Source organism: Ruegeria sp. AL3 (assembly GCF_056536065.1).
On record NZ_JBQFJG010000002.1, the window covers coordinates 96,521 to 111,079 of the forward strand.

The 14,559-nt window shown below is 56.5% G+C and carries 14 protein-coding genes and 1 tRNA gene; 4 read left to right on the forward strand and 11 right to left on the reverse strand.

Features of this window, described 5'->3' with window-relative positions; genetic code table 11:
• Positions 1-7: 7 nt before the first annotated feature.
• Together ACR3E6_RS16810 and ACR3E6_RS16815 are read right to left on the reverse strand one after the other, a co-directional pair.
• Entirely contained in the window at positions 8-1,033 is a 1,026-nt protein-coding gene (locus ACR3E6_RS16810; RefSeq protein WP_480488267.1) for an FAD:protein FMN transferase, read from the reverse strand.
• Positions 1,034-1,098: 65 nt separating this feature from the next.
• Positions 1,099-1,248, reverse strand: coding sequence for a hypothetical protein (locus tag ACR3E6_RS16815; protein ID WP_480488269.1), 150 nt, complete (start codon positions 1,246-1,248; stop codon positions 1,099-1,101).
• Between the two features lie 158 nt (positions 1,249-1,406).
• Here ACR3E6_RS16815 and ACR3E6_RS16820 point away from each other — a divergent pair, with 158 nt between their 5' ends.
• A complete protein-coding gene (locus tag ACR3E6_RS16820) occupies positions 1,407-1,931 on the forward strand; it encodes a CBS domain-containing protein (RefSeq protein ID WP_171636230.1) in 525 nt (174 codons plus the stop codon).
• Between the two features lie 11 nt (positions 1,932-1,942).
• Here the strand turns inward: ACR3E6_RS16820 and ACR3E6_RS16825 are convergent, their stop codons facing one another.
• Positions 1,943-2,707, reverse strand: coding sequence for a metallophosphoesterase family protein (locus tag ACR3E6_RS16825; RefSeq protein ID WP_480488271.1), 765 nt, complete (start codon positions 2,705-2,707; stop codon positions 1,943-1,945).
• A 184-nt stretch (positions 2,708-2,891) separates the two neighbouring features.
• Between ACR3E6_RS16825 and ACR3E6_RS16830 the strand changes: the two genes are divergently transcribed.
• Positions 2,892-3,905, forward strand: coding sequence for an NAD-dependent epimerase/dehydratase family protein (locus ACR3E6_RS16830; RefSeq protein ID WP_480488273.1), 1,014 nt, complete (start codon positions 2,892-2,894; stop codon positions 3,903-3,905).
• A gap of 59 nt (positions 3,906-3,964) precedes the next feature.
• Here the strand turns inward: ACR3E6_RS16830 and nqrF are convergent, their stop codons facing one another.
• The 6 genes from nqrF to ACR3E6_RS16860 are packed head-to-tail and all read right to left on the reverse strand — an operon-like array spanning position 3,965 to position 9,837.
• Positions 3,965-5,188, reverse strand: a complete 1,224-nt coding sequence (gene nqrF / locus ACR3E6_RS16835; RefSeq protein WP_480488275.1) for an NADH:ubiquinone reductase (Na(+)-transporting) subunit F — start codon at positions 5,186-5,188, stop codon at positions 3,965-3,967.
• A gap of 10 nt (positions 5,189-5,198) precedes the next feature.
• Positions 5,199-5,807 carry an NADH:ubiquinone reductase (Na(+)-transporting) subunit E gene (gene nqrE, locus ACR3E6_RS16840; RefSeq protein ID WP_050603817.1) on the reverse strand — a complete coding sequence of 203 codons (609 nt, stop codon included), beginning with the start codon at positions 5,805-5,807 and terminating at the stop codon, positions 5,199-5,201.
• The gene (locus ACR3E6_RS16845; protein WP_152460184.1) at positions 5,807-6,460 is read right to left on the reverse strand and encodes an NADH:ubiquinone reductase (Na(+)-transporting) subunit D; all 654 of its coding nucleotides are present in this window, start codon (positions 6,458-6,460) and stop codon (positions 5,807-5,809) included. Before ACR3E6_RS16845 ends, nqrE begins: the two co-directional genes overlap by 1 nt.
• Positions 6,460-7,287, reverse strand: coding sequence for a Na(+)-translocating NADH-quinone reductase subunit C (locus tag ACR3E6_RS16850; RefSeq protein ID WP_171636238.1), 828 nt, complete (start codon positions 7,285-7,287; stop codon positions 6,460-6,462). The genes ACR3E6_RS16845 and ACR3E6_RS16850 overlap by 1 nt, the downstream gene beginning before the upstream one ends.
• On the reverse strand, positions 7,280-8,488 hold the full coding sequence (locus ACR3E6_RS16855) for an NADH:ubiquinone reductase (Na(+)-transporting) subunit B (RefSeq protein WP_480488277.1): 1,209 nt from the start codon (positions 8,486-8,488) through the stop codon (positions 7,280-7,282). Before ACR3E6_RS16855 ends, ACR3E6_RS16850 begins: the two co-directional genes overlap by 8 nt.
• Before the next feature lie 5 nt (positions 8,489-8,493).
• Positions 8,494-9,837: a Na(+)-translocating NADH-quinone reductase subunit A gene (locus ACR3E6_RS16860; RefSeq protein WP_480488279.1), complete on the reverse strand. Its 1,344-nt coding sequence runs from the start codon at positions 9,835-9,837 to the stop codon at positions 8,494-8,496.
• A gap of 297 nt (positions 9,838-10,134) precedes the next feature.
• Here ACR3E6_RS16860 and ACR3E6_RS16865 point away from each other — a divergent pair, with 297 nt between their 5' ends.
• On the forward strand, positions 10,135-11,250 hold the full coding sequence (locus ACR3E6_RS16865) for a THUMP domain-containing class I SAM-dependent RNA methyltransferase (RefSeq protein WP_171636244.1): 1,116 nt from the start codon (positions 10,135-10,137) through the stop codon (positions 11,248-11,250).
• 406 nt (positions 11,251-11,656) lie between these two features.
• Positions 11,657-11,733 (forward strand) — tRNA-Pro (locus ACR3E6_RS16870).
• A gap of 750 nt (positions 11,734-12,483) precedes the next feature.
• On the opposite strand, the gene ACR3E6_RS16875 is transcribed toward ACR3E6_RS16870, so the two are convergent.
• Positions 12,484-13,241 (reverse strand): IS5 family transposase gene (locus tag ACR3E6_RS16875; protein ID WP_480488281.1). Its coding sequence is split into 2 segments (ribosomal slippage): positions 12,484-12,917 and positions 12,917-13,241, totalling 759 coding nucleotides; the frame shifts between segments, so codons are not numbered across the junction.
• 63 nt (positions 13,242-13,304) lie between these two features.
• Positions 13,305-14,558 (reverse strand): cytochrome-c peroxidase, encoded by a 1,254-nt coding sequence (locus ACR3E6_RS16880; RefSeq protein WP_480488283.1) that lies wholly within the window; start codon positions 14,556-14,558, stop codon positions 13,305-13,307.
• Position 14,559: the final 1 nt, after the last annotated feature.

The window sequence follows — 14,559 nt, forward strand, 5'->3', positions numbered from 1 at the left end:
CTGCCTGTCAGTTGGTTCCCAAAGCGTCTTTGAACGCGGTGCTGTGCGACGTAATATAGGCATCTTCGCCGCCTGTCACATCCCGCGAAATGAAGTACACGGCAAGTTTATACTTTTCCGCAATGTCCATTCCCTTCTCGTGACCCAAAGCCAGCATGGCCGTTGCCCAGGCATCCGCCAACATTGCGTTTTCCGCAAGAACCGTGACAGAAGTCGTGCGATGTGTAATCGGGCGTCCCGTTGTCGGATCGATGATATGCGAATACCGCACACCGTCCTGTTCGAAAAAATTCTTGTAGTCGCCCGAGCTGGCCATGCCGCGATCATCCAGGGAAACGATCAGTTGAATGCTCTGAGCGCCCGTTTCAGGCTTTTCGATGCCAATGCGCCAGGCTTCGCCCTGCTCATTCTTGCCTTTGGCAACAAGATCACCGCCGATCTCGACAAGGTAATCGTCGATACCAGCATCCTGCAAAGCGCCGGCAACCGCATCGATGCCATAGCCCTTTGCGATCGCCGACAGGTTGATGCCCACCTGCGGATCAGCCTTCGACAGCGTGCCGGCTTCGGTGTCGAGCGTCAGCAAACGGGCCTGCCCGACGCCGCTTAACGCGGTCTCGATTTCGGGATCCGATGGCACTGGATCCTCGGGCTTGCGTGGGCCAAAGCCCCAAAGTTCGATCAGCGGGCCCAGAGTTACATCAAAAGTCCCACCGGTTTTTTCGTGCACGTCATTGGCGGCCGAAAGGACCAGTGCGAGTTCGTCCGAGACCGGAACGGGGGCTGTGCTAGTTGAAGCGGAAAAGACGGACACCTCGGATTCTGGATCCCAATTGGACATTTTGGCGTTCACCTCGGCCAGCGTCTCTTCGACGGCCGCGGCCAATGCGGCCTCATCAAGATCTTCGCCGATCGCGGTTATGTTGAAGGTCGTGCCCATTGTTTCGCCCGACAGACGAACCACCTCGGGTTCTTTGTCGAACAAACAGCCGGAAAGGAGGGTGGCAACGGCCAGTAAAGGCAAAAGACGCATCGGCGATCTCCGGGAAATTCTGTGCCCGGCATATGCCAGTGGCCCCCGCCAGAGTCAAACTGCGATCACATCTTCAGCGGCAGGAAACCCAGCACCAAAAGGCCGACCCCCGCCGGCACGCCGAACAACCACGCACGTTTTTGCCAACCCGGCGGCTGTTGCTTCCACGCCATGCGGAAATTGTGGCCACAAACAACAACGGCAAAGAAGATCAATGCCGCTATGGGTGGCGTAAGATAGAGTTCACTCAATGGCTTGAACGTCCTTTCCGGCCTGCGTTTTTGCCGATCGGCGCAATTGCACCCTATACAGGTCGTTTAGCTGCGCTAAGGTGAAAGGGAAAGACTTTGCAAGAACCACAAGGAGATTGCCCATGGCTCCAACCTCTTACCAGTCGCCTTCGCGTGGCGACAAGGCTGACAAGACGACGTACAGCCAGTCTGCGGAATCGAACCTGTCGCATTCGCAGACAACCGTGGCCAGGCTGCTTGAAGGTAAAGGGGACGCGGTGTTTTCGGTGCGGCCAAATGACACGATCCATTCCGTGGTCAACACGCTGAAGGAAAAGCGGATCGGTGCTGTTCTCGTGACGGATCAGAACGGGGCATTGCAGGGGATTTTGTCAGAACGCGACATCGTTCGGCGCATGGCAGATACACCCGGCCAGACCCTTCCGCAATCGGTCGAAGACCTCATGACCAGGGATGTTAAGACCTGCACACCGGATGATCTGCTGAATGAAGTTCTGAAAACAATGACCGAGGGTCGTTTTCGCCATATGCCGGTGCTGCGCGACGGCAATTTGTGCGGCGTCATCACGATCGGAGACGTTGTCCACTTCCGTCTCAAAGAGTTGGAATATGAAGCGCTTCGCATGAAGCAAATGATCGTCGGTTAAAGGCCCACTGTTCATCCGGTCGAGGTGAACCGAACACTTCCGGCGTTGATCTCGGCGGCTGTCAAACGACCCGAAGCGAATGCGCCCGTGTCAACCGATACCACCCGGTTCCTGATCCGGGGCAGGTCCATGATGGTGTGGCCATGCACCACCCATTGGCCATCGCTGCGGGCCAGCCTGGGAAACATGGGATGTCCCCAAAGACAAATCTGGCGATCCTGGGCCTCAGTCGGATGTCGGGGGTCCAGCGCCGCATGAACGAATGTGACGTTGCCGGTAGTCCAGGTCAAAGGCCGGTCAGCTAGCCAGTTGATCAGGCTTTCCCCCATCTTCAGGCGAAGATCATCCGCCAGTTTTCGAACCTGCTGGTAGTTGTCGATATCCCCGGGCGGTTTCAGCCCGAAAGACGCCAACGTGTGCACACCCCCATTTTGAAACCAGAGCCGGGCGTTGCCTTCCGGCACCTCCAGGAATTGCAACAGAAACTCTTCGTGGTTTCCAAGAAGACACTGAACGCGTCCTCCTGACGTCTCGCTCAGGTGAAACAGGTGGCGCAGCACCTGCGCGCTGTATGGCCCTCGGTCGATGTAATCTCCGACAAAGACCAGCAAGCTCTGATCGTCCAGTCTGGGCAACAACGCCTGCAACAAGTCCAGACGACCGTGGATATCGCCCACGGCCGTCACTTTCTCGGCCGGAGCGATGTCGCAAGACACTGCATTCGTTGTCCGCCCCGCCGTGCGGTCGAACCACCGTCTGATCCAGTTCGTAATCATACACGTTGATCCCTATCCTTCTCGCCCATTGGCGGCAATGAGCATCTGATTGAATCAGCAAAGAGTTGACCAATGACGTCTGGATGTTCGATATGACCTTCGGCGCAGTTCAAAATGTTTGACCCGGCATCACGGGAAGAACCTTTTGTTCAGCGATGATCGTGCAGGGCGTTTTGAGGGTTCTATGAAACGGGTTTTGATTACGGGCTCTGCGGGGTTCATCGGGTTCCATCTGGCAAAGCGGCTGTTAGAGGAAGGGTTCCGCGTGCATGGATACGACGGGATGACGGATTACTATGATGTGGTCCTGAAACAGCGTCGGCATCAAATTCTGCTTCAGACACCCGGGTTCACGGCAACCGAGGATCGGTTGGAAAATTTTGATCGGTTGATGCAGGTCGCCGAAGAATTTCAGCCGGAAGTCATCGTTCATCTGGCGGCTCAGGCCGGTGTGAGACACAGTTTGGAACATCCCCGCAGCTATGTTGAATCGAATGTCGTTGGAACATTCAACGTGATGGAAATTGCACGGCAACATAAGGTGGATCATCTTTTGATGGCATCGACCTCCTCCATCTACGGTGCCAACGAGGACATGCCCTTCACCGAGACGGAAAAAGCCGACACCCAGCTTACCATCTATTCCGCGACAAAAAAGGCGAATGAGGCGATGGGGCATTCCTATGCCCATTTGTGGGATTTGCCGACGACCATGTTCCGCTTCTTTACCGTCTACGGCACCTGGGGACGACCGGATCTGGCGTATTTCAAATTTGTCGCCGCCATCCTGGATGGTCGCCCGATCGACATTTACAATCACGGCGACATGTACCGGGATTTCACCCATGTCCAGGACCTTGTACGCGGCATCAGATTGCTGATCGATGTGCCTCCGGTGCGGCCAGCCAGCCGTGAGGATATCGAGGACGGAGACAGCCTGTCGCCCGTCGCGCCCTATCGCATCGTGAATATCGGCAACGGCGAAAAAGTGCGCCTGATGGATTTCATCGAAGCCATCGAACAGGCCGTGGGGCAGAAGGCGATCAAGAATTTCATGCCGATGCAGATGGGTGATGTTCATGCCACTTGGGCGGACAATCGGCTGCTACAAAGACTGACGAACTATCGCCCCCAGACAGATCTGAAAGACGGTATCACACAATTCGTCGCGTGGTATCGAGAGTATTACGGAAAATAACGCAGGCTTACCGCCAAATGAAAGAACCGGCGTCTTCAACGCCGGTTCTTTTTTGTTCCTTACCCGCCGAAATCGTCGAGCATGATGTCTTCACGATCCACACCCAGATCCAGCAGCATGTTGATGACCGACTGGTTCATGATTGGCGGACCACACATGTAGTATTCGCAATCCTCAGGCGCGGGATGATTCTTGAGGTACTCTTCGAACAATACGTTGTGGATGAAGCCGGTATAGCCTTTCCAATTGTCCTCGGGCTGCGCGTCCGACAAGGCCACATGCCATTCGAAATTGTCGAATTCTTCAGCCAGACTGTCGAAATCTTCGACAAAGAACATCTCTTTCTTCGACCGCGCACCGTACCAGAAGCTGATCTTGCGGTTGCGGTTCTGAAGACGCTTGAGCTGATCAAAGATATGGCTGCGCATTGGGGCCATACCGGCGCCTCCGCCAATAAAGACCATCTCTTTGTCAGTTTCGCGGGCAAAGAACTCGCCGAATGGGCCTGAAATGGTGACCTTATCACCCGGCTTCAGGTTGAAGATGTAAGACGACATCTGACCCGCCGGAATGCCTTCGGACCCCGGTGGCGGCGAGGCCACGCGGACGTTCAGCATGATCATGCCCTTTTCGTCCGGGTAGTTGGCCATCGAATAGGCGCGCTCGATGGGTTCGGTCACCACCGATTCATATTGCCACAGATTGAAGCGATCCCAATCCTCGCGATATTCCTCTTCAATGTCGAAATCCGTGTATTTCAACTGGTGTGCAGGTGCTTCGATCTGGATGTAGCCACCGGCGCGGAAGTTCACATCCTCACCCTCGGGCAGGTCCAGGATCAACGCCTTGATGAAGGTCGCTACGTTTTCGTTCGACCGAACGGTACATTCCCATTTCTTGACGCCGAAGACTTCTTCCGGAACTTCGATATCCATGTCCTGCTTGACCGCCACCTGGCAAGACAGGCGATCACCACATGACGCTTCACGTTTCGTGATATGGCTTTCTTCGGTCGGCAGGATCGATCCGCCCCCAGAATGCACCCGCACCCGACACTGCGCACAGGTGCCGCCGCCACCGCAGGCCGAAGGAACGAACAGCTTCTCGGCAGCCAGCGTCTGTAGCAGCTTGCCACCTGCCGGAACGGAAATGGTCTTTTCGCCGTTGATCGTAATGTTGACGTTTCCGGTCGATACCAGCTTGGATCGGGCGGCCATGATGATGGCCACCAATGCCAGAACGATTGCGGTGAAAAGAGCTACGCCTAAGGTAAAGGTTTCCATCAACGCCCCCTTACAGTTTCACGCCCGAGAAGGACATGAAGGCCATAGCCATCAGACCTGCGGTAATGAAAGTGATGCCCAGACCTTGCAGACCATCGGGGATGTCTGAATATTTCAGCTTTTCCCGGACTCCGGCCATTGCGGTGATTGCCAGTGCCCAGCCAAAACCGGAAGACAAGCCATAAGTCGCCGCCTCGGCAAAGTTATAGTCACGCTCCACCATGAACAGCGACCCGCCAAGGATGGCGCAGTTCACCGTGATCAGTGGCAGAAAGATCCCCAACGCGTTGTAAAGCGGTGGGAAATACTTGTCCAAAACCATCTCGAGTATCTGAACCATCGCCGCGATCACGCCGATATAGGAAATCAGGCCAAGGAAGGTCAGGTCTACATCCGGGAACCCGGCCCAGGCCAGCGCGCCCGGTTTCAACAAGTAGTTCAGCAGTAGGTTGTTGGCAGGCACGGTGATGGCCTGCACGACCATGACCGAAATCCCCAGACCCAGCGCTGTCGAAATCTTCTTGGACACGGCGATGAAGGTACACATCCCCAGGAAGAAGCTAAGCGCAAGGTTTTCGACAAAGATGGCCTTTACGGCCAGTGAGATCAGACCTTCCATCAGTGGGCCTCTACCTGCTGAATTTTGTATTCACGCTCTTCCACCTGGTTCGGCTTCCAGGTGCGGAAGGCCCAGATGATCAGACCGATGATGAAGAACGCCGAGGGCGGCAGCAACAGCATGCCGTTGGGCACGTACCAGCCGCCATTGTTGACGGTTTCCAGAATGGTAACGCCGAACAGCGACCCCGCGCCAAACAGCTCGCGAATGAAGCCGACCAGCAGCAGGATAAGACCATAGCCCATGCCGTTGCCCATTCCGTCGATAAAGGACGCAACCGGCGGATTCTTCATCGCAAACGCCTCGGCGCGGCCCATCACGATGCAGTTGGTGATGATCAGGCCGACGAAAACCGACAGGGTTTTCGAAATCTCGAAAGCATAGGCTTTCAGGATCTGGTCCACCAAGATCACCAACGACGCGATGATCACCATCTGAACGATGATCCGGATCGAACCGGGGATCTGGTTGCGCAGGCACGAAATGAAGAACGACGAAAACGAGGTCACGAAGATCACCGCCAGCGCCATCACCATCGACACTTGCAACGATGATGTCACCGCAAGTGCTGAACAGATGCCCAGCACCTGCAATGTGATCGGATTGTTGTCGACAAGCGGGTCGACCAGCATCTCTTTCTTGGTCTGGGACATCAAATCTCTCCTGCTTGAAGTTTGGCCAGGAAGGGACCATAGCCCGCATCGCCCATCCAGAATTTCACAAGGTTATCGACGCCGACCGACGTCAGCGTGGCCCCCGCCAACGCATCCACATAGAAATCTGGCCCGGCTGCGGGCTGCGATTTGGCAACGGTGATTTGCAGATCACCTGCTTCGTCGCGCAGCTTTTTCCCGTTCCACAGGGCTTTCCAGCGTGGGTTGTCCACCTCGGCCCCAAGACCCGGAGTTTCACCATGCTGATAGAATTGCAGGCCGTAGATATCGTTGCCGTTGTTTTCAAGCGCGATAAATCCATAGAGCGTCGACCACAGGCCGTATCCGTGCAGAGGCAGGATCACCTTGTCCAGATCACCTGCATCATCGCGCAGCAGATAGATAACACGGTATTTGGATTTGCGGCCGATACCGGCGGGGTCATTGTCCAACGCGACGCTCAGCTCAGGATCGCTAGCGGCGGCGATGTCGTCAAATGTGGTCGGATCAAACTGATCATCGACGAAGGTGCCTGTGGACAGCTCCAGCACATGTGGTTCGAAGGCGGCAAAAGCCTCTGTCACGTCGATGCCCGGCTCGAACACGCCCGCAACTTGCAGAACGTTTACCTGTTTGTCCTTCAGCCGGTTGGCCTCTTGCACCGGGCGCAGGCTGACTGCGGCCGCGGACACAACCATCGAGGCGACCAGACAGACGGCAACGGCGATGAAGATCGTCTTGCCAACAGAATCCGGCGACGCCGCCAGGAATTTGGCTAATGCGCCCTTGGGTGCCTCGTTTTGATCTGGGGATTGCGTATCAGACATGGCGACGCGCCCTCCGTTTGATGTTGGCTTGCACGACGAAATAGTCGATCAGCGGTGCAAAGACGTTGCCGAACAGGATTGCCAGCATCATGCCTTCGGGGAAAGCCGGGTTGATCACGCGGATCATCACGACCATGACACCGATCAGAGCGCCATAAATATAACGCCCTACATTGGTGTGGCTGGCGGAAACCGGTTCCGTCACCATAAAGGCCAGCCCGAAAGCGTAACCGCCCAACACGATATGCCAGTACCATGGCATCGCGAACATCGGGTTGGTATCCGATCCGATCAGGTTCAGCAGCAGGGTAAAGCCGATGGTGCCCGCCAGACAGCCCACAATCAGGCGATAGTTGGCGATCCTGGTCATCAGAAGGAAAGCCAGACCGATCATGCAGGCCAGCGTCGATGTTTCGCCAAAGCTGCCCTGAATGGTGCCGAAAAACGCGCTCGACCAGGTGATGCCTTCAGCGGCCAGCGCCTGCACGCCGTCGGCCGCAGACACGCCCAATGCAGTTGCGCCCGAGAACCCGTCAACGGGTGTCCAGACCGCATCCCCCGACATCTGCGCCGGATAGGCGAAATACAAAAACGCCCGCCCCACAAGCGCGGGGTTGAGAAAGTTCTTGCCGGTGCCCCCGAACACTTCCTTACCGATCACAACGCCGAAGATGATGCCCAATGCCACCTGCCACAGGGGCGTCGTAGCAGGCATGATCAGCGTGTAAAGCATTGATGTAACTAGGAAGCCTTCGTTCACCTCATGGCCGCGCACGGTGGCAAAGATGACCTCGAAGATACCGCCCGCGACCAGCGTGACGATGTAGATCGGAAGGAAATACATCAGACCATGCATGACATTGGCAAAGATGCTGGACGGGTCCAGCGAAATCCCGAACATCTGCAACAAAGCAATCCGCCAGCCGGTGGCCGATTCCGGACCCAGCAAAGCAATCGCAGAGTTTGCCTGATAGCCGGTGTTCCACATCCCCCACAGGATGCAGGGGATCGTCGCGATCACGACATAGGTCATGATCCGCTTCATATCCACATAGGACCGCGCGTGCGGCGCCACCGTGGTCACGGTTTTTGGAGTGTAGATGAAGCTTTCCACCATCTCGTAGATGGGGAAGTACTTTTCGTACTTGCCGCCCTTGGTAAAGTTCGGCTCGATCCTGTCAAAGAAGCTGCGCAAACCCATTCGGCTCAGCCCTCCTTTTCAATTTTGCTCAGGCAGTCGCGCAGCGCCAGCCCGTATTCATATTTTGCCGGACAGGCAAAGCCCACAAGGCCAAGATCCTCTTCGTCCAGCTCCAGCGCACCCAGGGCTTGGGCAGTGTCCGTATCCATTACCAGCAGCGCCCGCAGCAACTGAGTGGGCAGATAGTCCTGCGGCATCAGGTCTTCGAAAACACCTGTGGGCACCATGGCCCGACGCCCGCCGTTCAGATTGGAGGTGAACGCATACAGCTTCTTGGCGAATGCCGAACCCAATACAGGCTGGACCGCGTATTTCGACGGCATCGGACGAATCCAGCCCAACGGGATTTGATCGGGATCTTCACGGATGATGCTGATCTGACGCGCGAACCGGCCCAGATAGGCGGTCGGGCCCTCAGCGTGCCGGCCCGACAGGATCGAACCCGAAATGATGCGGGGCGTGCCGTCCACATCGACTTCGTCGCGGATCAGATCGTCAGTTGATGCGCCCATCACGGTACGGATCAAACGTGGTTGACGCGCACCCGGCCCCGTCAGGGCAATCACGACATTCGGATCCAGATGGCCGGTCAGCATCAGGCGACCAATAGCGATGACATCCTGATACCCGATGGTCCAGACCTGCTTGTCGCCTGCAAGGGGTTCGAGGAAGTGAATATGCGTTCCGGCCAGCCCCGATGGGTGCGGGCCTGCGAAAGATGCAGCTTCGACACCGGCGACATCTGCGCCGGGTATCGTGTCACCCTCTTTTTGGCAAAGATAGGTTTTGCCCTCGGTCAATGTGCTGACTGCCGCCAAACCGGCGGTAAATTCTTCGGGCGCCTCGGCAATGATCGTGGCAGCGTCAGCGGCCAGCGGGTCACTGTCCATGGCGGTGACAAAGATCGCATCCGGTTTGACGCCGGGGTTCGGCATTTTTGAATAGGGGCGCGTGCGGAACGACGTCCACAAGCCGGCGGCGCACAGCTTGGCCGTCACGCCTTCGGCGCTGTCGGCATCCCCTATGCCCGAGAAATCAACACCGGTGTCATTGACATCTGTCACTTCGATCACGACGCCTTGCAGCACCCGACGGGCACCACGGTTGATCGCGACGACCCTGCCACTTACCGGTGCGACCATCATCGCGTCAGGCGCGTTCTTGTGACAGAACAGCGGCGCGCCACGTACGACGCTGTCGCCTTCCTGCACCAGCATCTTGGGTTTCAGGCCGATGTAGTCACCGCCCAGGACGCCAACGGTCGCGTATTCCGGGCCCGGGTGAATGGTCTGGTCAGGAGCGCCTTCCACCGGCAGATCCAGCCCCTTTTTCAGTTTGAAAGTTTGCATGTTGCTACGTTCTTCCAAGCCTCTTTTCTGCGCCAGCTCTGCTAACGCCCTTTCGGGGTCATGCAATAGCGCGGTTTTTCCGAGCCTCCGTCGCAAAAGCGTCGAAAACGGTCCAAAATCCGCAGGCGTATTTCCGATCAAGGACCCTTTACGCGGGGAAGGTCATAAACGCAAACCTGTTACCGCCAAAACTTGAGGATGAACCACACAATCCTGCGATTGATCGGTCATTTCTTCTGAATCCATGGCGTATAATTGCATATCGCGCCCACCAAGGTTCCAGTGTAAGCAACCGGAATGGAAAAAGACACAGATTTGGAAATCTTTCTGGTTGCCACGCCGGGCCTCGAGGCGCCTCTTGGTGACGAGGCGCAATTCAACGGATTCGCGCAGGTCAGAACTGTACCCGGCGGGGTAACATGCCGGGGTTCATGGCCCGAGGTCTGGCGTGCCAACCTGACATTGCGCGGCGCCAACAAGGTTCTGGTGCGACTGGGCAGCTTCCCCGCCGTGCACCTTGCCCAATTGGACAAACGTGCTCGGAAATTTCCTTGGGGCACCGTTTTGCGTCCTGACGTGCCGGTCAAGGTGGAAGCCATCAGCCGCAAATCCAGAATTTATCACGCCGGTGCAGCTCGTCAGAGGATCGAGCGGGCAATATCCGAAACATTGGGCACCTCGATTTCATCCGAGGCAAACCTTCGGGTGTTGCTTCGAATCGAAAAAGACATCTGCACGATCTCGGTCGACAGTTCCGGCGAGCTGTTGCACAAACGCGGTCACAAGGAAGCCATTGCCAAGGCCCCAATGCGCGAAACAATGGCCGCCATGTTCCTGAAAGAATGTGGCTACTCGGGCGATGAACCCGTACTGGACCCGATGTGCGGATCGGGTACCTTCGTGATCGAGGCCGCCGAGATCGCTCTGGGTCTACGCCCTGGCCGCTCCCGCGGTTTTGCATTCGAGGACCTGGCGGGCTTTGACCCTGATCAGTGGCAGGAAATGCGACGGGAAACGAAGGCGGCGGAATGCGCGCTTACCTTCTACGGCTCGGATCGCAACTCGGGCGCGGTTGACGCGGCGACTGCCAATGCCGAAAGGGCCCAAGTCGGTGCCGTGACACGGTTTCAACAGCGTTCCGTCAGCGACATAAAACCCCCCGAAGGTCCTGCGGGGCTGGTCATTGTGAACCCGCCCTACGGGGCGCGAATTGGTGACGAAAGACGCTTGCGCTCGGTCTATGGCGCGATGGGCAAAACCCTGATGAACCGGTTCCAGGGATGGCGGGTCGGCGTGATCACCAGCGCTCCGGGGCTTGCCCGGGCCACACGCCTGCCTTTGCTGGCGCCAGGACCGGTCGTCGACCATGGTGGAACCAAAATTCGTCTGTACAAAACAGATCCCTTGCCGTGATTGCCTGGGACGCTTCACAACCAATTGATGACGATGGCTGCGCGGGCGAAAGCGGACAAAGAAACCACAGGGTTTCCACCGCAAAAGGTTGCGATTCCCTTGCCTTTCAACAAGCCTGTCATCCAGCCAACGTTTTAACACCGGTGCCATCGCGACCTGCCCGGCGGGGGGGGGGGAGGTGAACAAGTTGGCGGACACTGTGCGCGCCGGTCAACAGCAGAACGCAAACATGTAAACGCTCGTTTTTGCGAACCATAAACATGGCGACCTGCTTAGATCACCGGGTTCCGTGCCCATTGGTCCGCTGCCATATATTTTTGGGTGTTGAGATCGAAAGATTCGGGTAGTCGCATTACAGAATCCTCTTGCGCATCAGACCCGCCGCGTATAGATCACCCGCCACGGTCGGAGTGTAGCTCAGCCTGGTAGAGCACTGTCTTCGGGAGGCAGGGGTCGGAGGTTCGAATCCTCTCACTCCGACCAATGAAATCAACTTGTCAAATGCAGAGATATTTTGCCTTTTGACCAGTTAACTTACCTTTCCGCCAACAAAAGTTACTTCTCGCAGTCTGAATTACTGCTACTTCAAACGCTCTTTTTGAAGTAATCGATCCTTACCGGATGAGGTGGATAGTTCCTCCTTCGTCGGCATCGAACGCGCCAAAGTGCAGTTGTTATCGACTGCAAAGAGAGGAGCCATCCAATTACGGAGAAGAAATGTAGGTCTGGATCTGGCTAAGGACGTTTTTCAGGTACACTGCGTTTTAGCCACCGAGCGGCGGATCCTTAATAAGGAAATCAAGCGCACCAAGTCACTCCCATTTATGATAGACGGTCCTACGCTGAGTGGCTGGCATTGGAGGTTTGCGGCTCAGCCCATCATTGGGGTCGTAAATTGCGAACGCTTGGCCACGGTCTTCAGCTTAATTAATCCGACGGCGCGCAGATACGCGCACTGTGCAAAGCCCGGCTTCCGGCGCGGATCACATTTCTGTCGTTGCTGTCAAATACACAACCCAAGTCAAGCTTACATCCAGAAAAACGAAAACCCACGCTTATGCGTGGGCCTCGGAAGGAGGGCAATACAAGTTTGCGTCTCAAAATCCTTGTGGAGTGAGGCAGATTAAGAGTCGAGTGTGAGGACACCCCAAGCGAAACCAATCTGGCGAGGTCGACATACCGGGACGGATAATGCCGTTGAGGATCGGCTCGAAACGGACCTAGGGTCAGGATTCAAAACCAATAGATGACGGTTGCTGCGAGGGCGATTGCGGAGAGGAAGACTTTGGGAAAGCGATCATAACGTGTCGCTACGCGCCTCCAGTCCTTGAGCCTACCAAACATGATCTCAATACGGTTGCGCCGTTTGTATCGGCGCTGGTCATACTTCACGGTTGTCTTGCGTTGCTTTCGACCTGGGATGCAGGCGCGTATCCCTTTGTCTTTTAACGCATCTCGGAACCAGTCTGCATCATAGCCACGATCCCCGAGCAGCCAGTCGACATCTGGAATACTGCTCAGTAGCGCTCGCGCACCGATGTAGTCACTGACTTGGCCAGCGGTGACAAAAAGGCTGATCGGTCGCCCTTGGCTGTCACAGATAGCATGCAGTTTGGTATTCATGCCGCCCTTGGTTCGGCCAATCAGGCGACCACGCCCCCCTTTTTCGCGGCCATGCTGGTCGCGGTACGATGTGCTTTCAGATAGGTCGCGTTGATCATCACGGTCTTTTCCTCGCCGTGTTCGGCTGCCAAGCCGACCATCATCCGAGCGAAGATACCTTTCTCACTCCAACGCTTCCACCGGCTATAAAGCGTCTTGTGCGGTCCGTATTCTTTGGGAGCGTCACGCCACCGCAACCCATTGCGATTGATGAAGATAATCCCGCTCAGCACCCTCTTGTCATCGACCCGTGGCTTGCCATGCGACCGCGGAAAGAAAGGGGAAAGTTTGGCCATCTGCTCGTCAGTCAGCCAGAAAAGGTCGCTCATATCACCGCTCCGTTTTTCGAACCGTGAATCATGCAGCGCTTTGAAAATCAATGCATCCTGACCCTAAGGAGTAAATCCTTTCGGCACACCGAATATCGGAGAGTCTACGCTGCGACCTGTCAACGAATGCAGAAAAGCAATCAGGTTTTCGATTTCCAATTCCGCAAGCTGGATCGGATCAATATCAATTTTCTTGCGTTGACGTGCCATTTCATATTGGTCCTGCCAAACCAGAAAATCCGTTTTTTGCAACCATGGCACCTTGGGTAAGGCAGCCATTTGAGGGGTCCATTTGTCCAGGCTGGCCTGCGGATCCAAATGATGGCGAATGACGCTTTCAAGATCGGGGAAAGCGCCATTGTGACCGTAAGGCGCGGTCAGGGCAACATTGCGTAGCATCGGGGTACGGAACCTGTAGGCATCCTCAAGGCGGTTGCTTTCACCCATGCGGCCGACATCCCGGACGAAGGGATCCCACTGCCGGGTGCGACCCGGCCCAAAGGGTGGCAAGCCCAGTGCATGGAACTTCTGATCTGACATGAGCGGTCCGCGGTGGCAGGCGGAGCAGCGGGCTTTTCCGTAGAACAGCCTCATCCCCTCGATTTGCGCAGGTGAAAGGGCATTCATGTCGCCCGCAAGATAGTGGTCAAACGGGCTGTCGGTGCTACGCCACTCGATCGCCATGAAAGCGGCCAGAGCGTTGGCGACTTGCGTGATCATGATGTCCTCGGTCGTCTCGACCTCATCAAAGGCGGCGACGATGGCCGGACCATAGCGCGGATCGGTGCGGACGCGTTTCGCCAGAATGGGCCAGCCGTTGTCGATACGATCATGCACCGCGCCTGTGACTTCATTTTCGGCCACATTGCCCGCCATCTCGAATTGTGAGGTCAGGGGGAACAGAGCCTGTGCCGCCAGCAGGGAGTTCAGGCCCTCGGGCAGCCACTCCTGCGCCGGGGAATTGAAGCCGTTGCCGTAGACGTCGGAAATGCTCAGCCTGCCGTCGTGAAAGACGGTGTGTATGTCCTTGGCCGCAAGATTCCACAGGCCCAGAGAGTTCCGAGGGATGCGCTTGCGTATTCTGTCGGCCCCGGTGCCGGGTGTGCGGTCCGGCCCCAACCCCTGCCCGCCTTCTCCTATGCCCAGCGACAACCCGTCCGAAGTGCCGAAATCCGGGTGGTGACAATGGGCGCAGGCGATGTTGCGGTTGCCTGACAGGATCGGGTCGTAAAACAGTTGATGACCGATGGCGGCCTGTTTCATATCAAAGGGGATAAAGTCATCATCGGTCAGCGGGCGCGGCAAATCCTGTGCCACA